This is a genomic window from Roseobacter sp. HKCCD5988, from assembly GCF_037830355.1.
Classification (GTDB): domain Bacteria; phylum Pseudomonadota; class Alphaproteobacteria; order Rhodobacterales; family Rhodobacteraceae; genus M30B80.
Genome location: NZ_JBBLYJ010000002.1, coordinates 161,289 through 182,712 on the forward strand (window position 1 = coordinate 161,289; position 21,424 = coordinate 182,712).

The following is a 21,424-nucleotide window of genomic DNA, read 5'->3' on the forward strand; positions in this document are numbered from 1 at the left end:
GGCGCGAACCTAAAGCCGCCTACATGTTAACAGGGGGAGTTGTCACACTGGTAAGTGTAGCGGTCACGACAAGAATTGCCCCGATGGCGATACCCTCAATTGCTATGGAGCGCCGAAGCTTCTTGCTCGCAGCTTGCGCCGACTGAACCATTTCTGGGACTAATCTGAATTTGTTAAGAGCCGCTAAACTTAGAAGCCCCGCAACCAAGACAAGTTTGGCAAAGAGTGCCACGCCATAGTCTGTCGTGAACAAAAGCGACAATGACCCTAGCATGCACCACGCAAATGCCAGTCCAACTATCGCCAGTATTGGCACTGCCAGACCTGCCAAAACGCCAAATCTATGCAGGAGCACAACTCCATTGGCCTCATAAGAAGCGCGATATAGGGGTGCTAGACCTGCTACCCAAAATGCCCCTGCCAAGATATGGAGGACGATCAGCGGCGCAAGGAGATAACGAGGTTCCCCCAGAGAATGACCGATCGTTGCGAATGATGTTGCAACAATGATTGCCCCGGTCAGACCAACAACAAGCTGTAACTGTCGCGAGGCAATTGTAGCCAGAATGAGAGTGCACCCAACAACTTGAAGCAGCGCAAAGCTTCCTAAAGGACTTTCCCAAACGATCTGAAGCATGATTGGGTCAAGCATCCCCTCCAGCCCGCCTCCAGAAATACGGGCCGAACGGACAGCAATCCGCAGGGCAACAAGAAGCGGCAGGGCTAACGCGCATAAGATAGCGACACGCTTGGCCACTTTCTTGATCTTGCTATCGGCGTTAGGAAAAGCCGCTAAGAATAGCGGCCCTCCTAAACACAGAAGGCTCGCTGCGTAATTGCCCGCCTTGAGCGCAATTGCGGTCGCAATGATGCCATCAAGCATCACTCAACCACCTCAAAAGAAAAGCTGCCCTCCATGGGATGACCATCGCTAGACAGCCCCCTCCATTCAACTTCATAATTGCCGGGCTGAAGCGCATCTTCAGGGGTGGCGACAAACTCAGTCGTGGGATCTAGGCCTGTTTGACGCTCAAGGGCGGTATCACCACTCGGCCCCACAAGTGAGACCGCCGTCACAAGCATCGGGTCGTCAAATCGTATTTCAATTTGATCAACAGCAGTGACACGCGAGGCATTAGCCGGTGTCGTTTCTTCAGATTCAGAATGCGCGAATGCTGCCGCATAACTGCCCAGAACCAAAAGGGACGCAAAAAAGACCTGTTTCATCGTTGTCGCTCCATTTCGTCATGCATGGCCTTAATTTCTTCTGGCCAAGTAGATTTGATGTAACTCAGCACCGCGATGATCTCTTCGTCCGTCAAAATGCCCTCATAAGCGGGCATGTTTGACTGATAGCTCGGGTCATTAATAAGGGCTGCGACGCCGTATTTGGTTAAACCAAATAGCGTAAGACTATCGTGATGCCATGTGTGGCCATCTTCATCATGCGGAGGCGCGGGCAGACGCCCTTCTGCATCTCGTTGGCGCCAGTTGGGTTGACCCTCCAGACTGGCACCGTGACAAGACGCACAGTTGTTCTGATAAATTTGGCCGCCTTGCAAGACGACCATCGGGTTTTCAGCCTGTAAGGTTACTGCTTGAGCGGGCTGGTTGCTGCCCATGACAAAATAACCAACAGCCGCAAAACCTGCACCCGCCGCACCAAGAATTAATGCTCGTTTCATTTCTGATTACGTCCTATTCGATCAAGACCAAGCGATATTTCACATCACCCAAGGCTTAAGGGGAGTAGATTTATCGCTATTACCACTAGAAAATTTTCACTGCGTCATGACGGTGAAGCGTCGCCGTCCTTCTATGACCAGTCTCACCCTCGTGGTGGGGTCTTGAGCCGTGGCACGATGAACCCATCTGGCAAGACAGTATCTGTTGCGAAGACAATAGATGCTTGCTGCGCAACAATCTGTAATATCTCTGTGGGTGCCAGGACAGCCATAAACACGGAGCAGGTTGAAGCAGAGTGTTTGATCTCGTCACAGCATGCGGCATCGCCATGTCCATCCATGCCAGCAACAGTCATGTGCGGTTCCGACATAACAGTGTGCGCGTTCGCCGACACAGCAAACATCGCCCCGAAAAGAACGAAACACCCCAAAATTGCACTGCGTAATAATGCCATGACGCCAGGCTAGGAAAAAACGACACCGCATGCAACATGGGATCAAAGCAGGTGTTGGCTTAGAGAAAAATTGGACCTTTTCTAGCAAAACCTCAAAATTTTGTAGGATATCAGCGCAACGTATCGGTTGCTTGATACCGAACGAAATTCTCATTGCATGATATGACCGCTCAATACTGAAATAGCTAATTCTCATGCGTCAATCCGTGGGCTTGTAGGAAGTAAGCCACGCTGATTTAGTGCTTGAGAATTATAGAAAGACCCATCCAATGAATAAACGTTACCTTTTCGCAGGCATAGCAGCACTCAGCACACTCGCGGCAGGTGCGTATATCGTTGAAGCACAGATGATGACCCGGCATGACCGGCTTCATGCGCAGCACGGTGGCCATGGCATGGGGCATGACGAACATACTATGCCAGGACTTCGAGGAGCTAACACGACAGCCACCGAGACCGCCGAGATGCAAACCTTATTTCGTAACTTCACATTAATTGAGCGTGAGGTGAGCAATCTAGAAAACGGCATATATACGGTAACAACCACCAGTGACCCTGATACATTCAATGCTCTGGTAAGCCATGTCACGGGCATGATTGCACGTGTTGAAGCGAAGGATGACCCACAAGTCATTATTCAAAGCCCAACGCTGGATGTTTTCTTTATGCGCGGTGAGAATATAGATACTGAAATCGAAGTCATCGAAAACGGCATTGCGGTGACCCAAACATCAAACGATCCAGAGCTGGTATCGGCGTTACATCGCCATGCCGCTGAGGTAAGCGACATGGTGGATCGTGGGATGCAAGCTGTGCATGAACGGATGATGAATTGATCTGCAATGATCAAGAATTGATGAACGCCCTCATAGCTTCAGCCTCATCCTGATACTTTTCAAGCGTACGGTTCATCACATCTTTATTTGAGACTACACCCACCAGCTTCCCGTCGTCTAGAATTGGCAGGTGGCGGCAATTATGATCTGCCATCACTTGCATCATCTCTGATGACAGAGCCTTTGTGGTCACCGTAGCAACTTTTTTGGTCATGATGTCCTGCGCAATCCAACCACTAAGGTCTTGCTCAGTTGCAAGGTGTCTCACAATGTCACGCTCGGAAATAATGCCCTGCACTTTACCAGAGCCATTTTCGACGACAACAGCACCAATATTATGCTCTGCCAATAACGTGATGATTTCCGACAGTGTAGCCTTAGGGTCCACTGTATAGCATGGGCGTGCGATAAGGCTTTTCATAAACGGCGTCATGTCATCCCTCCCAAGAACTACAATCGACTCGCCTTAAAATTGTATCTTGGGCGCGTAGGAACGCAATAGTCATGACTAAACCATTCCAGAAGTAGCTCCATAGTTGCCTCTCACCCACCATGAAGGCAGTAATTATGAAGTAAGAAACCTCAGCTAAGCTTAGATTTGAGACATTCGGAAAAAGTGGTTGCGGGGGCAGGATTAAGCCTGTGCCGAGACATGGTTTTTTCATAAAAATTTTTATATTCCGTATTGTTTTTAAAGATCCGACCCTCCCACTTTGATCCCGAAATTCTTATACATTTTGAATGGTGAAACTATGCTGACTTCCGTTTAACAAAGATCTTATAGTGGTCGTAAAGGTAAGGAGCTTTTGCGAATGCACGACATGACCTTACGACAAATTGAAGTGATACGTGCTGTTATGCTAACGGGCACGATTTCAGGAGCAGCAGGGCTCTTAAATGTTTCCGCCCCAGGGATTAGTCGGCTTGTAAAGCATACTGAAGAAACGCTTGGAATACGATTATTTGAGCGAAAAGCTGGCGTGTTCATACCATCAGTTGAAGCAAGTCGCGTATTTGATCAGGTGCGAGAAGTATACCGACAAGTTGAAAGCTTAAATGCTGCAGTCAGCTCACTTAAGTGTGGCGAAGATGTAAGGCTATCGTTCGCTACTGCACCTTCAATCGCACAATTTATCGCTGCACGAGTTTTGCAGAACGTTAGGGGCGTGTATGGCGACTTATTTGTAGACATGAATGTTCTAAAAATTGAGGAGACAGTTGATTACCTTCTTCTTGAAAGAGGTGAATTTGTCATTATGAGCTCCCCTGTAGAAAATGCAGCAATTGATAATGAAGAGATCGCAGAGGGGCGGTTAGTCGCCATTATGCCCGAAGGCCACAGGCTGTCCAAGAATAAGAATATTTCAGCCTTGGATCTTGCTAAGGAGCCTGTGATCGGCGTCGATCCCAATGATCCTTATGGAGCGCTATTGGCTAAACCTTTTCTACAGGCTGGTATTGAGATTAATCATGCAATGCGTGGACGCTTTGCTCAAACCGTTGTTAGCCTGGTCAGACACGGTTTGGGGGTGGCTGTTATTGATGAGTTTTCGGTAGCTGAAGTGTATATGCCCGGATTGGTGCGACGGCCACTGGTGCACGATATCCCTATCAAATCATATGTCGCTCGCAAAAAAGGCCGGGTGCTCTCGCGTTTCGCAGAAGACACAATAGGTCATTTTCAACGACAGTTGGAACGTGCAGTAAAAGACGGGCCTTGGTACCGCTCATAAAAGTAACATCATGTTAATGATATGATCATATAAATATTTGACGTTAAGTGGTGGAATATAAACAATGAACACAAAGCTGGAGGTGCCAAGTGCGGCTCACAGCTCACTGGGGAAGTGTTCATGGTCAACAAAAGCAATCTTCATCTTGGCCTTATTGGTGACAATATCGCTGATTACACCCCTATAAATACTGAGTTCCTTCAAAATGCAGAAACGAAGGGATTGGACGTTCCTTCTGGATATGAATTGTTCTTCTATCAAGGAGTACATGCGTGGGCACACTTTGTTAATCTTCCCCCTGCTGAAAATCGCGTTCGATCAGACCTCATATCCAATGGAGACGTGGCATGAAGACTTCTATCGCGACAGTTTCTATATCTGGAAACCTAAGAGAAAAGCTTGAAGCTATCGCCTCAGCAGGCTTCAAGGGCATAGAGATTTTCGAACAAGATTTTATTGCAGATAGTGGGACGCCCCGCGAGATTGGGGACATGATCCGTGATCATGGTCTTGAAATAACGCTCTTTCAGCCATTTAGAGATTTTGAGGGACTGACTGGAGTAGCACGCCAAAAAGCGTTTGATAGAGCGCGGTACAAATTCGACACGATGCAAGAATTAGGCACGGATTTGATTTTGTTCTGCTCCTCAACCCGCCCAGATGGGCTAGGTGGAATTGACCGCGCCGCCGCAGATTTCCAAGATCTTGGGGAAATAGCTGCAACGTACAACATTCGCGTGGGTTATGAAGCCTTGGCATGGGGTAGGCACGTTTACGATCATCGTGATGCTTGGGAGATTGTGAGACGCGCAGACCATCCTAATATCGGCGTGATCCTTGACAGCTTTCATTCCTTGGCAAGAAAAATCGACCCTAATACGATCCGCAGTATTCCCGGCGATAAAATATTTTTTGTTCAATTAGCAGATGCGCCTTCAATTGAAATGGACCTTTTTTATTGGTCTCGGCATTTTAGAAACATGCCAGGCGAAGGAGACCTTGCTGTAACTGACTTCATGCGAGCCGTCATGGCAACTGGGTATACCGGACCCATAAGTCTGGAAATATTTAATGACCAATTCCGCGGAGGGCTACCGAAAGGATTAGCAAGAGATGGCTACCGTTCTTTAGTGGCACTCATGGATGATGTTCGCAAAAGCGAACCCGACATCACTGTTCCAATGCCCAATTTACCGCCGAGGATAGAGGTACAAGGGGTCGCATTCATTGAATTCGGAACTGATGAAAATGAAGCTGAGGCGCTAGGCCACCAATTAAAGTCAATGGGCTTTTTACATGTAGGAAACCACGTTTCAAAAAAACTTAAGCTCTGGCAGCAAGGTGAAATCCGCATTCTGTTAAATACTGAAAAAACCGGCTTTAGCCATTCATCTTTCGTAGCAAATGGTACGAGCATTTGCGACATTGGCGTATTGGTGAACAACGCATCCGACACTGTAAAACGAGCTCAAGCGCTGGCGGCGAAACCTTTCACACAACAGGTCGCTTCGGGTGAGCTGGACATCCCTGCAATTCATAATGTTGCGGGCAGCGTCATGCATTTTATTGATAAAGATAGCGGATTATCAAATGTGTGGGATGTAGAATTTGTCCCAGTTGAGAACAACATCGAAAATCAGGTCGGGCTGACCCAAATTGATCACTTGGCAGAAACTATGAGCTATGATGAAATGCTGAGCTGGTCATTGTTCTACACTTCAATTTTTGCCATGGATCGCACGCCCATGGTGGATGTTATCGATCCTGACGGACTTGTCAGGAGCCAAGCAATTAAAGCAAAAAATGGCTCAATTAGAATAACTCTTAATGGTGCAGAGACTCATAGAACTGTCGCGGGCAGATTTTTGGCAGAGCGCTTTACAGGTGCTGTGCAACATGTGGCCTTCAGAACAGAAGACATTTTTAAAACTGCAGTAGGCATGCAAGAGCGTGGCTTTGAACCGCTAGAAATGACCGAGAATTACTATCACGATCTACAGGCTCGTTTTTCAATTAACGATGAAAATTTAACGCGAATGAAAGCGCTCAACATTCTTTACGACGAGGATCAAGATGGCGCATTCTACCAGCTTTATGGCAAGCCTTTTGCGGGTGCTTTATTCTTTGAAATTGTTCAACGTATCGATCAATACGACGGCTATGGCGCAGCAAATGCACCCTTTAGAATTGTTGCGCAAAAACGGCTCATGCGGCCAAAGGGAATGCCAAGCAAATGACTGCTAAAATAGGTTACTTCCACAATTTATCTTAGAGCTCTCGGGAACCACTCCAAATATTAATGTCTGAGACGCCATGTGTCGTACGCTTTGTTCCAACCGAGAAGATTGATCACTTTTTTAGCGCACAGCTAATTGTGGGCACTTGTTGACTATTGCTTAGATGCCGCAAATTGCAGGCATTCAGCAAAGACACTGCGCTCAACATTGATTGGCGCTCCTCTTGCTACGCTGAAGCCAACAGGGCCGGAAAGCAAAGGTGAAGACAGTGCAACAGCAACCAGCGTTCCTTCTTTCAATTCGTCGGCAACCACTCCATGTGAGATGAACCACAGCGCATCCGAGAGACGCACAAGCTTACGCCCCACTGGAAGTGCAACCGTCTCATAGGCTGCACGTATCTCCGGCAAACCAATACTGGAGAGGTAGCGCTCGACCGTTTGAGAAATAACTGCACCCTGCGGAGGTAAAATTAACGTATAGCCCTCGACCTTCTGCTCCGGTACTGGCTCAAGTAATATGGGATGGCCAGGACGGCAGACGAGGACCACATCCTCTATGTAAAGTTGCTGGAAGGTAACACCCGTTCGAGTGTCTCGCTCTGGCATTCTTCCAACCACCAGATCAACTTGCCCGTCTCGCAACTGATTGAAAAGAAGCCAGTTTGGCCCAGATTGAATTTGCAAGCGGACATGCGGCATTTCCTTTCGGAATGCCAGAGCTGCTCGAGGAAGCAGATCCGTCGCAGCCGTCGGTAAAACCCCAATTGATAAACGTGTCGTTAGTTCGCCATCAGCTGTAAGGCGTTCTGCTCCTCGTATGAGCTCGGTGAGCGACGAGCTTGCGTGCCCCTGAAATACACGTCCGGCCTCATTTAGTCTAAGCCGCCGGCCGACGCGATCGAATAGTCGCACACCGAGCATCTGCTCCAACTCTTTCAGACTGCGTGACACCGCTGGCTGAGTGATCCCTAACCTGTCCGCTGCAAGCGACACGCTTTCCGCACGCGCAATTTCTAGGAAGGTTCGAACGTGCCGAAGATTTAGATGCTGATCCCAATTCATAACATATCTGGTATATAATGTGCCGATAAAATCAATATAAAAAGCGAAATAATGATATATAATGGGGCAAGCTTAGCCTAATTATGGAGAATAATGTTGTCCGAGCGTCACCAAAAAGGCATGCAGGTACGTCGCTCAGTTCTGGGCGACGCTCATGTCGACCGTGCCGAAGCGGCAAAAACAGCCTTTGACGAACCATTTCAAACGTTAATCACCGAAAGTGCATGGGGCACAGTCTGGGCTGATAACACAATCAGCTACCGTGAGCGCTCGTTGCTAACGCTTGCCCTTCTGGCTGCAACCGGCAACTTCGAGGAAATACCAATGCATATCCGCGCTACGGCGCGCACTGGCGCTTCCAAAGAAGATATAATGCAAGCATTTCTGCATGTGGCGATCTATGCAGGAGTGCCGAAGGCAAACCATGCCATCAAACTCGCAAAACAGACCTTCAGCGAAATGGAAGAGCATCCATGACCCACCAGATGCCACTGCGACAAAGATCATCCGCATTAAAGGGGAAGTGATATGACAGGACTAATTTCTGCTCGTGATTTGGACTGGCACCCCCCACCACTAGCACCCGACTATCGTAGCTCAATCTTGCGTTCGCCAGCCCATGCGCGTCTCCACTATCATCCGACTGAAACTGAGATGACTGGACCGACATTTGGCCATAACATGCTGGGAGCGTTGGATGACAATTTGATCCTGAACTACGCAAATCCTGGCGAAGCTGCCATCGGCCCGCGCATCATCGTGCATGGCAAGCTGATAGACGAAGATCGCCGCCCGTTACCTGGAAAATTGATCGAAGTCTGGCAAGCTAACGCAGGCGGTCGCTATCGGCACAAAAAAGATGGCTACACTGCGCCGCTTGATCCAAACTTTGGGGGCTGTGGGCGTTGCATCTCTGGGGAGGATGGAAGCTATAGCTTCCAAACCATTCAGCCAGGCCCCTACCCCTGGCCCAATGGTGGCAATGACTGGCGTCCGGCGCACATCCATTTTTCGGTTTTCGGCGATGGATTTGCACAGCGCTTGATCACCCAAATGTATTTCGAAGGCGACCCTCACATCGCGCTCTGTCCAATTGTTCAGTCGATACCTTCGACCCAAGCCATCAACACACTGGTTGCACGATTGGATATGTCGAACACGATCCCGATGGACATTCGAGCTTACCGTTTTGACATAGTGCTTCGTGGCCGCAATCAGACACTCTTTGAAAACAAGATGGAGGGATCGTGATGGCAAACTTCAAAGAATCTCCGTCGCAGACCGCTGGACCTTACGTGCATATAGGCTGCGTGCCCACTTTTGCTGGACTTGAAGGCATGTATGGCGGCAAAGACCTCGGCAACACGATGATTACAGGCAACCCCGCCGGCGAGCGGATCACCCTATGTTTGCGTGTCATTGACGCTGCTGGAGAACCAATGACTGATGCGATGATCGAAGCCTGGCAGCCCGGTCCAGAAGGCTCATTCGGCCCGACCGAAGGCTTTAACCATTGGGGGCGCCAGCCGACCCATGCCGAAACCGGTGAGGCAATCTTCAAAACGCTTATGCCAGGCGCACCTACCGGCCAAACACCACATATTCTTCTCTGGATTGCTGCTCGCGGAATAAATATAGCGCTGATTACGCGAGTTTACTTTCCTGAAAACGACAACGCGGCTGATCCAGTCTTTGCTATTGCCGGGGAGCGTGCTGTAACACTTGTAGCCGAAAAAACTGACAACGGTTATGTTCATTCAATCCACCTACAGGGTGATCATGAAACGGTGTTTTTCGATGTCTAAACCTTGCATTATCTGTGTCGCAATCACCGGGTCTCTACCGACTAAAGCAAACAACCCCGCTGTGCCGATTACAGTGGCAGAGCAAATTGAAAGTACGCATGAAGCCTTCGAGGCAGGTGCAGCGATTATGCATGCCCATGTACGTAATGATGACCAAACACCTTCTTCAGACCCCGAGAAATTTGCGGCTCTAAAAGAAGGGGTTGAGAAACACTGCCCCGGTATGATCATCCAGCTGTCTACTGGTGGAAGATCTGGCGCCGGCAAAACACGCGGTGGAATGCTCCCACTGTCACCTGACATGGCCTCACTGTCGGTAGGATCAAACAACTTTCCCACTCGAGTGTACGAGAACCCTCCCGATCTAGTCGATTGGCTGGCGTCGGAAATGCGAACTTACGGCATCAAGCCTGAGGTTGAAGCCTTTGACCTTAGCCACATCCATCAAGCGGCTATGATGCACGCTGAGGGCCAGATCATAGACACACCCTATGTACAATTCGTAATGGGCGTTAAGAATGCTATGCCGGTGGACCGCGATGTCTTTGATTACTACGTGAAGACAGTAAAGCGGTTGTTTGGTGACGACGCTCCATGGTGTGCTGCGGGAATTGGTGCACATCAGCTTACCCTGAACGAATGGGCCGTCTCATCAGGTGGTCATGCGCGAACAGGCTTGGAGGACAACGTCCGCATCGATCGCGAAAAGCTTGCCCCGTCAAATGCAGCATTGGTGAAACGCGTTGTTGATCTTTGCCAGACCTACGAACGTCCAGTCGCCACTTGGCAGCAAGCTCGGGCAATTCTTGGGCTAAAAAAGGAGGTCGCGCAAGCCAATGGCTAAGTTCACTAACGTAAACGGACGCGTGTTACACTTTCGTTTTAGATCCGGCAATGGCGGCATACCCGTCGTTTTCGCAAATTCACTTGGGACCGACTTCCGCATTTGGGATGATGTTATTGCGCGCCTTCCGGAAGGCACATCAACCTTGCAATATGACAAATCCGGCCACGGCCTGAGTGAAAAGGGTGCAGTCACAATTTTTGACCATGCTGCGGACCTTTCCACTTTGATGGATTCCTTGGGTCTGACACGAGCATTGGTCTGTGGTGTGTCAGTGGGTGGAATGATTGCGATGGCACTGTCCGCCGCCCGCCCTGACTTGACTGCAGGACTCCTGCTTAGCAACACAGGATACAAAATTGGTACATCAGAAATGTGGGCCGACAGGATCAGTGCGGTTAACGAACTAGGACTTGATGCAATGGCTGATGGTGTGCTTGATCGGTGGTTCTCCAGTAAGTTCCGGCAAAAGGAAACGGTTCAGATTGCTGGTTATAGGATGATGCTGTCGCGCACGCCTGTGCAGGGCTATGCATGTGTCTGCGCTGCAATCCGGGATGCCGATCTAGCGCCCGAAGCAGCGTCTATCAGTTGTAGGACGGTTTGCCTTGCAGGATCCGAAGATAAGGCAACAACGCCAGAGGTTGTCGCAGCCTTAGCCGACAAGATTACAGGAGCAATTTACCATGTAATCGATGGTGTTGGGCACATCCCGGCGATCGAAGCACCTGACACCGTCGCGCGGCTTATAAGTGAGCAGATGGCTCTCTTGGAATGACATCAATCTTTGACCATCCCTGGCTTGGCGGCCTCTTTTCTGACCCAGATCTTCAAGCGCTCTGGTCGGCCGAAGTTCAGATCATGCATTACCGTAAGTTCGAAATAGCTTTGGCGCATGCGCTCGAAGCACATGGGTTGGTAGCAGCCGGTTTAGGCCAAAAAGCCGCCATTCGCATCGAGCAAGCACCGCTCGATATCCCACAATTGGCCCGAGCGACCGCTATTGACGGGCTACCAATCCCCAACTTCGTAAAACAAATGCATGCGGCTGCCCCAGACTGTGCAGAGGCGATCCACGCAGGAGCCACATCGCAGGACGTGCTGGACACAGCCCTATCTATTACCCTTGCTGCGACAACTAACCTTTTGACTGACCGCATCAGCAAGTTGCTTAACCAGCTCGACAGACTTGTAGAAGATTATGGCTGCAATCGACTGGTAGCTCGGACACGAATGCAGGCGGCATTGCCCGTAACAGCAGCTGAACGAATTGCTACTTGGCGTTCTCCCCTTCAGTCGGCGCTAGCCAATCTCAATCATACAAGTTTGCAGATTGCCCGCCTGCAACTTGGTGGCGCGGTGGGCACTCGCGATGCCTTTGAGGGCAAAGGGGACGCCATTGCTAGAGAAGTGGCCAAAGCGCTCAAGCTCACTGAAAATGGAGTTTGGCACAGTGACCGTAGCCAAATTGCCGGTTTTGCATCTCTTCTTTCGCAGATTACTGGTGCACTGGGCAAGATGGGACAGGACATCGCGCTGATGGCGCAGCAAGGCGTGGACGCGATCGCATTGTCTGGCGGTGGTGGATCATCTGCGATGCCACACAAATCAAATCCAGTGCTCGCCGAATTGCTTATCACCCTTGCACGTTTCAACGCTACACAGCTTTCCGCCATGCATCATAGCCTCGTCCATGAACAGGAACGATCCGGCGCTGCATGGATGCTAGAATGGATGGTGTTACCGCAGATGGCGATGGCAACTGGAAGCGCGACTTTGGCAGCCAAAGACTTATGTAAAAAGATCAGACAAATAGGCGACGACGGTTAGAGACCACATTTCAGAAGCCTGAAACTAAGAGGGCAAAATATGGAAACTTTATCGCTGAAAACTCAAGTTGCGATCATTGGCGGCGGGCCATCGGGTCTTTTGTTGTCGCAGTTGCTGAACCGCTCAGGTGTAGACACCATCATTCTTGAACGCACCAGCCGCGAACGGGTACTGGCTCGCATCCGCGCAGGTGTGCTGGAAAGCGGCACTGTGACAATGTTGGAAGAAGCCGGCGTTGCCGACCGCCTACACCGCGAAGGCCATCCTCATGAAGGATGCTGGTTCAGCGCTCACGCAAAATATCATGCATAGGTGAACCTGAAACAAACCCTAAAATCTGTTGGCACCCCCGGGGTGGGGTTACTTTACAGCCATTTTTTTTGACAGGTGGGGGTAGAACATCAATAGAATGAGCATTAGGGATGCTAAAAACGCGGCAAAAAATGCGGCAATTGCGCCAATAACGGCAGTCACCGCGGAAGCGTCGAAATGACTTAATATCTTGATATTTAATAATTTTTTATTGGTTGCGGGGGCGGGATTAAGCCTGTGCCGAACCACTATAATCTCAACATAAAGGAATGTTCTAAGGGCGGTATGGGCGCTGATCTGCTTTTCACGCTCCAAACGTAATTTTGAAAGAATTTTTTAAGTACCCAGGTCTTTTGACAAAGCTCTGCAATGTCACTTGACGCAGGAAGGGTTTGCTGTTGTGCATTTGTAAATATGTTTTCGGTGAATGCGATCATGAAAATAACCAAAGTAAAAAGCCATGTTCTACAATATGAACTGCCAGAAGACCTTGGATATTCCCAACAATTCTACTCAAAGCGAAGTGCGCACTTGGTTGAGGTGCAAACCGATGAAGGAGTAACCGGATGGGGCGAGTGCTTTGGTGCGGGGAACATTGCACTCGCGAATAAAGGCATTGTGGAATTAGTCATACGACCAATAATCTTGGGGTCGGATCCATTGGATCGTGATGTTATCTGGCACAAAGTTTACAATTTACTGAGAGATCATGGCCAAAAGGGTATGCCTCTACAGGCCCTTTCAGGCGTAGATATAGCCCTATGGGACATTGCAGGTAAGGTCGCTGGCTTACCCGTGCATAAGCTGATCGGCGGGGCGCATCGCAGTAGTATAAAAGCCTACGGTTATGGCATGATGCTAAAACGCGAAAGTGTTGCGGATCATAAATCGCGCTTCAAGGACGAGGCATCCCGTATACTTTCAATGGGCTTCCACGCCACTAAAATGAAAGTTGGGCTCGGAGCTAAGGCCGATGTAGAGCTTTGCGCCGCCGTTGCAGAAGGAGTGGGCACAACAGGCCAGTTTATGGTTGATGCCAACCACTGCTATACAACCTCTGATGCGTTTTATGTAGGTAGAGCGCTAGAGGAAATGGGTGCATACTGGTTCGAGGAACCTGTCGCTCCTGAGGACCTGGATGGCTATCGCGAATTACGTCAAGGCCTTTCGGTAAACATATCGGGCGGTGAGGCAGAATTTAACCGCTGGGGTTGGCGGACTATTTTAGAAAACCGTGGTCTTGATATTGCCCAACCTGAAGTCTGTGCTCTAGGCGGTATTTCTGAATATCTACGCGTTCTAGCCCTATGCCACGCCCATTTCACCCCCGTCATTAATCATGTGTGGGGATCAGCAATAGCTGTAGCAACAAACTTACAGCTTCTTGCAGCTATGCCAGTCATGCCAGGTGGTATGCACCAATGGGAACCAATGCTGGAGTTAGATACAACACACAATCATTTCCGTGATGAGTTGTTGAAGGAACCGCTCAACGTTTTGGGGCAGGTGAAAAACAACCAGGGCTACGTAACTGTCCCGACTGCTCCAGGGATCGGTGTAGAACCTGATCCAGAAATCCTAAGGAAATACTCTGTTTAAAACACGAAGATGACAGATGTCGTATGCGGTGTGACCTACCGACCTGCCCTCTGATTTTCTCTCATTCGCGACAAGAGTCTAAAGTGGAAACTAGAAGACTTAAGTAAAACCTAAAAATTGAGTCATTCAGAGAAGGTGGTTGCAGCGGCGGGATTAAGCCTATGTCGAACCACAGTTAAGCACCAAACACCCGGAATAAAATGGTGTAAGCATAGTCTAAACATGATGGCAAGAAACGCGCGTATCTCCAATCAAACGCATCTGAGGGCGAACTGTTTTGCACAAGCTTGTAGCGCCAATGTTCTCCGGAAAGCGGGCGCGGCCACCGCAGCAGAGAACGGTGCAACGGAACGCCAGCTCATGGCAATGTTCGGCTGGAGCACCCTAAAAGAAGCTTCCCGTTACACGCGGTCCGCTCGCCAAAAAATATTGGCAACCGCCGGCATGCAGCACCTATCGCGCCATCAAAATGAGCCCAAAGGGTGAACAAAAAAGTCCCATTTTGCCCCAAAAACCAAAAAGTGGGACTAAATCCACATCAAATTACTGATTTCATTGGAATATTTTTTGAAGTGGTGCCCGGGGGCGGAATCGAACCACCGACACGAGGATTTTCAATCCACTGCTCTACCCCTGAGCTACCCGGGCACGGGAGATGGCGGAACACCATCAGGGTGGGGGCGTTCTAGGGCCTTCGTGGGGGGCTGTCCATAGGGTTTGCGCAAAATTATCGCGTTTTTTCTATTGCAGCGGCCCTGCGTCATCCTCGCAATCGCCGTTGCAACCAAATGCTTTGGCGCGGGCTGCTTGATCAAGGGCTTCTTCGATATCTTCGGGGTCATTGGACGGCACGGCATATGATCCGTTCAACCATCGCGCCAGATCCACATCCGCGCAGCGGCGCGAGCAAAAAGGGCGATAGGCCGCGACTGTTTCTTTTTGACAAATCGGGCAACTCATGACGGCCATATCTCGTGTAAAGGCGCGCGGTCGCGCTTGCGCTGCAGTTCAAAATGGCCAAGCGGTGTCCATCCCGCAAGCACCGTGTCGGTCGCGTCAGAGCGCAAGGCACTGCGCAATTTATCCTCGAACAAACGGCGGTCTTTTTTCGGCATCGGGGCCAAATCCATTGTAATCTGCCCCGACAACCCACGCAGACGCAATTGACGCGGCAAATCACGCACCAAAGCCAAATTGGCCTTAAGCCCTGCCGCAAGGGATAAATCCCCGCCAGTGTTCACATCAATCGCCACTAGGGCAGAGGTAGGTTCAAACATGGCCCACGCCCCACCAGCCAACTCCACCCGCGGGGAGCGGAGGGCATCAACCGCCTCCTCCACGCCGAGATCGGCGAAGGCGGCAGGGCTTTCCACCACTTCATCAGGCATCGGGCTTGTCCAATCGCGCCACGCCACCTCATGAGATGTGGGGGCTGCAACCAGCAATTCGGGGATGCCAGTCACATCGGCCACCACGGCCTCGGCCAAGGCGCGCATGGCGCTGACATCCTCAACTATATCTTCATCCGCCGCCTCAGCGCTTGCTGAGCGAATGATCACGCCAAAATCCTCAGGCGCGCCCTCCATCGCCTCATGCGCCAGTTCCAAAAGGTGATCGCGGTCTTCTTCGCCACGGATCGAGCGGGCGATGTTAAATCCTGCCGCCGCGGGCGTGACAATGGCGTAGCGGCTTTTGAACAACAGCCTTGTCGTCACAGGCGCGGCCTTATTGCCTTCGGCATAGCCCATGACCTGAACAATCACGCTTGCCCCTTGCTCAAGGCCTTTGACCCCGCGCAAAAATCCCGATTGCCCATCGGGAAGGGTAACCATAACGCCGCCCTGCCCGCCCATGGCACGGGCCACCTTGGCACGGTAAATCTCGCCGATCTCGGGGCTTGGGTCATTTTCAGGGGGATCAATACGGATATCCTGCAGGCGGCCATCAACGAGCAATGCTGCCGCCTTGCGCCCTGCAACCTCATCCAATGCAATGACGCAGCCCTTCATTCTTGCCTCCAAACGGGATAGCCCAAGGCCGCCAAGGCACTGGCTGTTTCGGCCAAAGGAAGGCCCATAATGGCGGGATAGCTGCCTGAAATCCACGGAATAAACGCACCAGCAGGGCCTTGAATGGCATAACCGCCTGCCTTGCCGCGCCAATCGTCTGTCGCCAGATAAGCCGCGATTTCCGCATCGCTGAGGGATTTCATCTTCACACGGCTTTCAACTGCGCGCTCGATCACGCGCGCGCCTTTACGGGCAGCCAAGGCCGTGATGACGCGATGACGGCGGCCCGACAAAAGGCGCAAAAACGCCTCTGCCTCCACCGCATCCGCAGGCTTGCCCAAGATCCGCCGCCCCATAAAGACGGTCGTATCTGCGCATAGAACGACATCCTCGGGCGCAGATGATACAGCGGCAACCTTTTCGCGCGCGATACGGGTGACATAGGCGCGCGGATGTTCCCCCTTTTGCGGGGTTTCATCAATTTCAGGCGGGGCGATGTCGTCAGGTGAGATCCCCAACACCGCCAGTAACTCCCGCCTGCGCGGGCTTGCTGATCCCAAAATCAGGCGCAAAACAAATCACTTAAAGCGGTAATTGATACGGCCCTTGGTCAGGTCATAGGGGGTCATCTCAACCTGCACCTTGTCGCCTGCCAGAACGCGGATGCGGTTTTTGCGCATCTTGCCTGCCGTATGTGCGATGATCTCATGGCCGTTTTCGAGCTCGACCCTGAATGTCGCATTTGGCAGGAGTTCCTTCACGACACCGGGGAATTCGAGCATCTCTTCCTTGGCCATGGTCTCTCCTTAGCTTTCTCACTGCCCCAAATGGCAGCTTCGCCGCGGTAAATGCGCCCAAAGGAGCGGATTTTCAAGGTAAATCTTTCACCTGCGGCCCAAGCGCTGTGCGCGCGGCGCTCTCGGGCCAATCGCGGCGGGTTAAAACAGTGCCGTTTTGGCGCAGATCTCGTAGCCGACCAAGGTCAATATCGGCCATCACCCATCCTGGCTTGTTCATTGCGCCTTCAGCAAACACGCCATTGTCACAAAAGCCCGCTTCAGCCGGGCCGTAGATCGCCGCTGCGCCATGGTTTTCATCCACTGCGGGCGACCATGCCGCCTGTCCGACTGTGGGTGATTGTAAAACTGCGCATTGTCCCTCTAGCGCGCGGGCCATCGCCCCCACCCGAACACGCCAATAGCCTGCGCCACTATCTGTGCAGGATGGCACCAGAAGCAAATCAACCCCCGCCTCGACCAAGGCGCGCGCCAAAAGCGGAAACTCCGCATCATAGCAGATCAACACACCCACCCGCAGATCGCCAAGGTCAAAGACCTGCAAAGGCCCGCCCGATTGCACATGCCAAATCTCGCGTTCAAAGCGGGTCATAATCTGCTTGTCTTGATGCCCAATCCGCCCCTGCGCCCCATAAATGCAGGCGCGATTGACGGGCCGCAGCCCATAATCTTGGTCAAAAATCGGCGCAGATGGTGCCAAAAGGGCAAGGCCATGCTGCACCGCAAGCCGCGCAAAGAGGGCATCCGCCTCAGGCCAAATATCACAGACGGCGCGCAGGCTGCCTTCAAGATCTGCCGCAACCGATGGCCCTGCAAGATGGGCCAATTCCATCGCGCCATATTCAGGAAAAATCGCAATCTCTGCGCCGCCATCCGCGGCCTCAGCGACCCATGCGGTGATCTTCGCGTCAAAATCAGCGAAACGGGTCAAGGGATCGAGCGGATAGGCAGCGGCGGCACATTTCATAGCTGTTTGATCCAAAATTGCAGGCGCTTTTGGGTTTTTTCGGAATCTCCGATATCGAGCCATGAAAATTCTGCAAAGACGCCATCCAATTTCTGATAGCCCCGCTTTTTCCAGAATTCATTAAGCGGGCGATAGTCCTTTGGGGCCATCGGATGATCCGCAGGGCGCACCACAGCGCAAAAGGCGCTATATGTTTTTCCCTGCGCGCGGGCCTCTGCCTCGCGCGCATCGAAAAACATATGCCCTGCCCCCTGCCCGCGATGGTCTTGCATCAGAACAGACTCTGCGCAGTAGAACACACCTTCGGCGGCGATATCGCAGGCCGCCAAAGCACCAGAGAAATCATCATCATGCTGAAGCAAAGGCATCCCCGTGGCCGCGCCAACCATCTGCGCGCCATCATAGGCGGCAACCACTATTGCCCCGCCTTGTGCATAGCGGGCGAGATAACCCGTCTCATAGGCCAAATCCCCCTCATAGAGATAGGGCCAATCACGAAAGACCGTGATGCGCAGCCGTGCCAGATCGGGAACAATTGCCGAGATCTCAGCCCCGCGATAGATGCGATAGGCAAGGCTCATGCCGAAACCTGAGCGATCCAATCAGCAAGGTTGTAATAGGTCACAACACGGGTGATCTTACCGTCCTCAACGGAAAAGAAACTGCCAGCGGGCAGGACATATGTCTGTCCGCGCGCTTCGGGCAATCCTGCATCCGTGGCCAGATAGGTGCCATTTACGATAAATTCGGCGGCAACGCGATTGCCTGCCTCATTCTGCATCACCACGATATCGGTGAGATGTTCTTTATAGCAGCGGTTCATATGGACGCAAAATTCGGCAAAGGCCGCTTTGCCCATGCGCACCTGCCCCTCATTGACATGATGCGCCACATCTTCGCTGAGGCAATCAAGCATGGCCTCCAGATCGCCCGCATTAAACGCGGCGTAATACCGATTGATCAGATCCATTAGTCCCCCTCCTGTTCTAGCCCCGCATCTGGGGGGCCAAAACGATCTAGAATGCGTTTTTTGATTTGATCACGGGCTTGGCGATAGGCATCCAATTTCGCCTCGCGCGTTTCGCCCAACCCTGTTGGGTCAATGATGGGCCAATATTCAATATCGAGATGCGAATGACGCGTCAGATCCAGCGCGCGGCGTTGACTGGCGGGCGAAAGCGCCACGATCAGATCAAACCCCGAGAGATCATCCCCCCATTCCGCCATTTCATCGAAAGAGCGCACGCGATGACGTTCAAGGGCGACACCGATCTCAGCGGAAACAGAAATGGCAAAGCCATCTATCTCCAATTCATGATGCACACCCGCAGACTGAACATAGGCGCGGTGGCCGTAATATTTCTTCATCAGCCCTTCCGCCATGGGTGAGCGGGTTGCGTTATGATCGCAACAAAAAAGAACCGAAGATGGAAATTCTTTGCCCACCAGATCAAGTCCCGAAATGCAGCACGCAGATCAGGGTAAAGAGGCGGCGCGCAGTATCGGTATCAATCTCGGCTTTGCCTTCAAGCCGTTCTTGCAAAACACGCGCACCCTCATTGTGAATGCCGCGCCGCGCCATATCAATCGCCTCAATTTGGGCCGCAGGTAGCTTTTTCACGGCAGAATAATAGCTCTCACAAATCTGCCAGTAATCTTTGACCACCTGACGAAATGGCGAGAGTGAAAGGTGGAATTCGGCGGCCAGTTCCGTCTCTTGGGTGGCAACAGAAAAAACCAGACGTTTGTCACGAATGGCCAAAGCCAAATGATAGGGCCCATCGGGCGGTGTGCGCCCATCCCGCGCAGGCAAAACAAAACTGTTTTCTTCGAGCAGATCAAAAATCGCTACGCGCCGTTCCTGTTCGATCTCAGGGGTTGGTGCAGGCATATTCGAGGTGTCAATCTGAATATCGGTAATGTGCATTGTCATTCACCATCCCCCTGATTGATCCGCGCAAGCCGCGCCAAAACGGATAGGCCATGCGCCTCAAGGCTTTCTGATTTCGCCAATGTTGCAGCCGCAGGGCCAATGGCCCGCAATGCTGCGGGTGTCATTTGCGCCATGGTGGAGCGTTTCATGAAATCAAGCACCGATAGCCCGCTAGAGAACCGCGCAGAGCGCGCGGTCGGCAGCACATGGTTTGGCCCCCCGATGTAATCGCCAATCGCTTCGGGCGTCCACGCCCCCACGAAAATAGCGCCGGCATGGGTGATCTTATCGGCATAGGTTTCGGCCTCAGCCACGCAAAGCTCGAGATGTTCAGGCGCAATGCGGTTGGAGAGCGCGGCTGCTTCATCCAAATCACGCGCAACAATGATAGCGCCAAAATCACGCCAACTGGCCCCTGCGATGGCTCGCCGCTCTAGGGTTTCGAGGCGTTTCTCTACAGCCCCGGCAACAGCGCGGCCAAATTCTGCATCATCCGTGATCAAAATGGATTGCGCGCTTTCGTCATGTTCCGCTTGCGACAGAAGATCCAGTGCGATCCAATCGGGGTCATTGTCACGATCTGCGATCACCAAAATCTCAGACGGGCCTGCGATCATGTCAATGCCGACCTTGCCAAAGACCCGCCGTTTTGCGGCGGCGACATAGGCATTGCCGGGCCCTGTGATCTTATCCACGGGCAGCACGGTTTCAGTGCCATATGCCAAGGCTGCAATCGCCTGCGCACCACCCATGCGGTAAATGCGATGCACCCCCGCAAGACGCGCCGCCAAGAGAACAAGGGGGTTTACCTTGCCATCGGGCGTGGGCACCACCATCGACAAATGACCAACCCCTGCCACGGCAGCGGGGATGGCATTCATCAAAACGGATGAGGGATAACTGGCCAGCCCGCCCGGCACATAAAGACCCGCGCGTGAGACAGGGCTCCACCGCCACCCAAGTTTGGCACCAAGTTCGTCCTGCCACGCAGCATCTTGGGGCAGTTGGCGGGCATGATAGGCGCGTATGCGCGTGGCGGCTAATTCGAGTGCCGTGCGCTCGGCGGCGGGCACAGTGGCAATGGCCGCATCAATCTCGGCCTCAGAAAAGATCAACTGCTCGGGCGTCAGACGGACACGATCAAATTTCTCGCCAAAGGCAATCAAGGCTGCATCGCCATCACGGCGCACCTGCGCAATGATATCGGCAACCACCGCATCTACATCAGGGCTATCCTCGCGCTTCATCCCGAGAAGCGCTTCAAACGCCGCCTCAAAATCCGCCGTATCCGTGTTCAGAAAAATAGGCATACCCGTCT

At 51.8% G+C, this 21,424-nt stretch carries 27 protein-coding genes, 1 tRNA gene and 1 pseudogene; 12 read left to right on the plus strand and 17 right to left on the minus strand.

The features are described from left to right. Window positions 1-19: 19 nt before the first annotated feature. The 4 genes from AAC636_RS08825 to AAC636_RS08840 all read right to left on the minus strand — a co-directional run bounded on the left by AAC636_RS08825 (window position 20) and on the right by AAC636_RS08840 (window position 2,041). The gene (locus tag AAC636_RS08825) at window positions 20-883 is read right to left on the minus strand and encodes a copper resistance D family protein (protein ID WP_340301227.1); all 864 of its coding nucleotides are present in this window, start codon (window positions 881-883) and stop codon (window positions 20-22) included. Further along, window positions 883-1,227, minus strand: a complete 345-nt coding sequence (locus tag AAC636_RS08830; RefSeq protein ID WP_340301228.1) for a copper resistance CopC family protein — start codon at window positions 1,225-1,227, stop codon at window positions 883-885. The genes AAC636_RS08825 and AAC636_RS08830 overlap by 1 nt, the downstream gene beginning before the upstream one ends. Next, window positions 1,224-1,685, minus strand: coding sequence for a c-type cytochrome (locus tag AAC636_RS08835; protein ID WP_340301229.1), 462 nt, complete (start codon window positions 1,683-1,685; stop codon window positions 1,224-1,226). Before AAC636_RS08835 ends, AAC636_RS08830 begins: the two co-directional genes overlap by 4 nt. A gap of 143 nt (window positions 1,686-1,828) precedes the next feature. Next, a complete protein-coding gene (locus AAC636_RS08840) occupies window positions 1,829-2,041 on the minus strand; it encodes a hypothetical protein (protein WP_340301230.1) in 213 nt (70 codons plus the stop codon). Window positions 2,042-2,409: 368 nt separating this feature from the next. On the opposite strand from AAC636_RS08840, the gene AAC636_RS08845 reads away from it, so the two are divergent. Then, window positions 2,410-2,976 carry a hypothetical protein gene (locus AAC636_RS08845; RefSeq protein ID WP_340301231.1) on the plus strand — a complete coding sequence of 189 codons (567 nt, stop codon included), beginning with the start codon at window positions 2,410-2,412 and terminating at the stop codon, window positions 2,974-2,976. A gap of 10 nt (window positions 2,977-2,986) precedes the next feature. Here the strand turns inward: AAC636_RS08845 and AAC636_RS08850 are convergent, their stop codons facing one another. Then, on the minus strand, window positions 2,987-3,409 hold the full coding sequence (locus AAC636_RS08850; protein ID WP_340301232.1) for a CBS domain-containing protein: 423 nt from the start codon (window positions 3,407-3,409) through the stop codon (window positions 2,987-2,989). Window positions 3,410-3,788: 379 nt separating this feature from the next. Between AAC636_RS08850 and AAC636_RS08855 the strand changes: the two genes are divergently transcribed. From AAC636_RS08855 to AAC636_RS08865, 3 genes are all read left to right on the plus strand, one after another. Then, a complete protein-coding gene (locus AAC636_RS08855; protein WP_340260086.1) occupies window positions 3,789-4,709 on the plus strand; it encodes a LysR family transcriptional regulator in 921 nt (306 codons plus the stop codon). A gap of 120 nt (window positions 4,710-4,829) precedes the next feature. Then, window positions 4,830-5,060, plus strand: coding sequence for a hypothetical protein (locus AAC636_RS08860; RefSeq protein WP_340301233.1), 231 nt, complete (start codon window positions 4,830-4,832; stop codon window positions 5,058-5,060). Further along, window positions 5,057-6,946: a bifunctional sugar phosphate isomerase/epimerase/4-hydroxyphenylpyruvate dioxygenase family protein gene (locus tag AAC636_RS08865; RefSeq protein ID WP_340301234.1), complete on the plus strand. Its 1,890-nt coding sequence runs from the start codon at window positions 5,057-5,059 to the stop codon at window positions 6,944-6,946. Before AAC636_RS08860 ends, AAC636_RS08865 begins: the two co-directional genes overlap by 4 nt. A 152-nt stretch (window positions 6,947-7,098) precedes the next feature. Here AAC636_RS08865 and AAC636_RS08870 read toward each other — a convergent pair whose 3' ends face one another. Beyond that, window positions 7,099-8,010, minus strand: coding sequence for a LysR substrate-binding domain-containing protein (locus AAC636_RS08870; protein WP_340301235.1), 912 nt, complete (start codon window positions 8,008-8,010; stop codon window positions 7,099-7,101). A 96-nt stretch (window positions 8,011-8,106) separates the two neighbouring features. Here AAC636_RS08870 and pcaC point away from each other — a divergent pair, with 96 nt between their 5' ends. From pcaC to AAC636_RS08910, 8 genes and pseudogenes are all read left to right on the plus strand, one after another. Next, a complete protein-coding gene (gene pcaC / locus AAC636_RS08875) occupies window positions 8,107-8,487 on the plus strand; it encodes a 4-carboxymuconolactone decarboxylase (RefSeq protein ID WP_445322559.1) in 381 nt (126 codons plus the stop codon). A 51-nt stretch (window positions 8,488-8,538) separates the two neighbouring features. Further along, entirely contained in the window at window positions 8,539-9,261 is a 723-nt protein-coding gene (gene pcaH, locus AAC636_RS08880) for a protocatechuate 3,4-dioxygenase subunit beta (protein ID WP_340260081.1), read from the plus strand. After that, window positions 9,261-9,815, plus strand: coding sequence for a protocatechuate 3,4-dioxygenase subunit alpha (gene pcaG, locus AAC636_RS08885; RefSeq protein ID WP_340301236.1), 555 nt, complete (start codon window positions 9,261-9,263; stop codon window positions 9,813-9,815). The genes pcaH and pcaG overlap by 1 nt, the downstream gene beginning before the upstream one ends. After that, a complete protein-coding gene (locus AAC636_RS08890) occupies window positions 9,808-10,659 on the plus strand; it encodes a BKACE family enzyme (protein ID WP_340301237.1) in 852 nt (283 codons plus the stop codon). Before pcaG ends, AAC636_RS08890 begins: the two co-directional genes overlap by 8 nt. Continuing rightward, window positions 10,652-11,437, plus strand: a complete 786-nt coding sequence (pcaD, locus tag AAC636_RS08895; protein WP_340301238.1) for a 3-oxoadipate enol-lactonase — start codon at window positions 10,652-10,654, stop codon at window positions 11,435-11,437. The genes AAC636_RS08890 and pcaD overlap by 8 nt, the downstream gene beginning before the upstream one ends. After that, window positions 11,434-12,489, plus strand: a complete 1,056-nt coding sequence (locus AAC636_RS08900; protein ID WP_340301239.1) for a 3-carboxy-cis,cis-muconate cycloisomerase — start codon at window positions 11,434-11,436, stop codon at window positions 12,487-12,489. Before pcaD ends, AAC636_RS08900 begins: the two co-directional genes overlap by 4 nt. A 54-nt stretch (window positions 12,490-12,543) precedes the next feature. Continuing rightward, window positions 12,544-12,777: pseudogene (locus tag AAC636_RS08905) on the plus strand (FAD-dependent monooxygenase); the annotation flags it as partial. 393 nt (window positions 12,778-13,170) lie between these two features. Next, window positions 13,171-14,400 (plus strand): mandelate racemase/muconate lactonizing enzyme family protein, encoded by a 1,230-nt coding sequence (locus AAC636_RS08910; protein ID WP_445322560.1) that lies wholly within the window; start codon window positions 13,171-13,173, stop codon window positions 14,398-14,400. Between the two features lie 573 nt (window positions 14,401-14,973). On the opposite strand, the gene AAC636_RS08915 is transcribed toward AAC636_RS08910, so the two are convergent. From AAC636_RS08915 to hisD, 11 genes are all read right to left on the minus strand, one after another. Further along, window positions 14,974-15,048 (minus strand) — tRNA-Phe (locus AAC636_RS08915). Window positions 15,049-15,141: 93 nt separating this feature from the next. Further along, complete coding sequence (locus AAC636_RS08920) at window positions 15,142-15,360, minus strand: DNA gyrase inhibitor YacG (RefSeq protein WP_340301240.1); 219 nt, start codon at window positions 15,358-15,360, stop codon at window positions 15,142-15,144. Beyond that, window positions 15,357-16,409, minus strand: coding sequence for a ribonuclease E/G (locus AAC636_RS08925; RefSeq protein ID WP_340301241.1), 1,053 nt, complete (start codon window positions 16,407-16,409; stop codon window positions 15,357-15,359). Before AAC636_RS08925 ends, AAC636_RS08920 begins: the two co-directional genes overlap by 4 nt. After that, the gene (locus AAC636_RS08930) at window positions 16,406-16,981 is read right to left on the minus strand and encodes a Maf family protein (protein WP_340255075.1); all 576 of its coding nucleotides are present in this window, start codon (window positions 16,979-16,981) and stop codon (window positions 16,406-16,408) included. Before AAC636_RS08930 ends, AAC636_RS08925 begins: the two co-directional genes overlap by 4 nt. A gap of 6 nt (window positions 16,982-16,987) precedes the next feature. Further along, entirely contained in the window at window positions 16,988-17,206 is a 219-nt protein-coding gene (gene infA / locus AAC636_RS08935; RefSeq protein WP_011455993.1) for a translation initiation factor IF-1, read from the minus strand. A gap of 73 nt (window positions 17,207-17,279) precedes the next feature. Further along, window positions 17,280-18,173: a carbon-nitrogen hydrolase family protein gene (locus tag AAC636_RS08940; protein ID WP_340301242.1), complete on the minus strand. Its 894-nt coding sequence runs from the start codon at window positions 18,171-18,173 to the stop codon at window positions 17,280-17,282. Continuing rightward, the gene (locus AAC636_RS08945; RefSeq protein ID WP_340301243.1) at window positions 18,170-18,754 is read right to left on the minus strand and encodes a GNAT family N-acetyltransferase; all 585 of its coding nucleotides are present in this window, start codon (window positions 18,752-18,754) and stop codon (window positions 18,170-18,172) included. Before AAC636_RS08945 ends, AAC636_RS08940 begins: the two co-directional genes overlap by 4 nt. After that, the gene (locus AAC636_RS08950) at window positions 18,751-19,143 is read right to left on the minus strand and encodes a ketosteroid isomerase-related protein (protein WP_340301244.1); all 393 of its coding nucleotides are present in this window, start codon (window positions 19,141-19,143) and stop codon (window positions 18,751-18,753) included. Before AAC636_RS08950 ends, AAC636_RS08945 begins: the two co-directional genes overlap by 4 nt. Further along, a complete protein-coding gene (locus tag AAC636_RS08955) occupies window positions 19,143-19,619 on the minus strand; it encodes an arsenate-mycothiol transferase ArsC (RefSeq protein WP_340301245.1) in 477 nt (158 codons plus the stop codon). Before AAC636_RS08955 ends, AAC636_RS08950 begins: the two co-directional genes overlap by 1 nt. A 4-nt stretch (window positions 19,620-19,623) precedes the next feature. After that, complete coding sequence (locus AAC636_RS08960; protein WP_340298711.1) at window positions 19,624-20,106, minus strand: UPF0262 family protein; 483 nt, start codon at window positions 20,104-20,106, stop codon at window positions 19,624-19,626. Continuing rightward, window positions 20,103-21,416 carry a histidinol dehydrogenase gene (gene hisD / locus AAC636_RS08965; protein WP_340301246.1) on the minus strand — a complete coding sequence of 438 codons (1,314 nt, stop codon included), beginning with the start codon at window positions 21,414-21,416 and terminating at the stop codon, window positions 20,103-20,105. Before hisD ends, AAC636_RS08960 begins: the two co-directional genes overlap by 4 nt. Window positions 21,417-21,424: the final 8 nt, after the last annotated feature.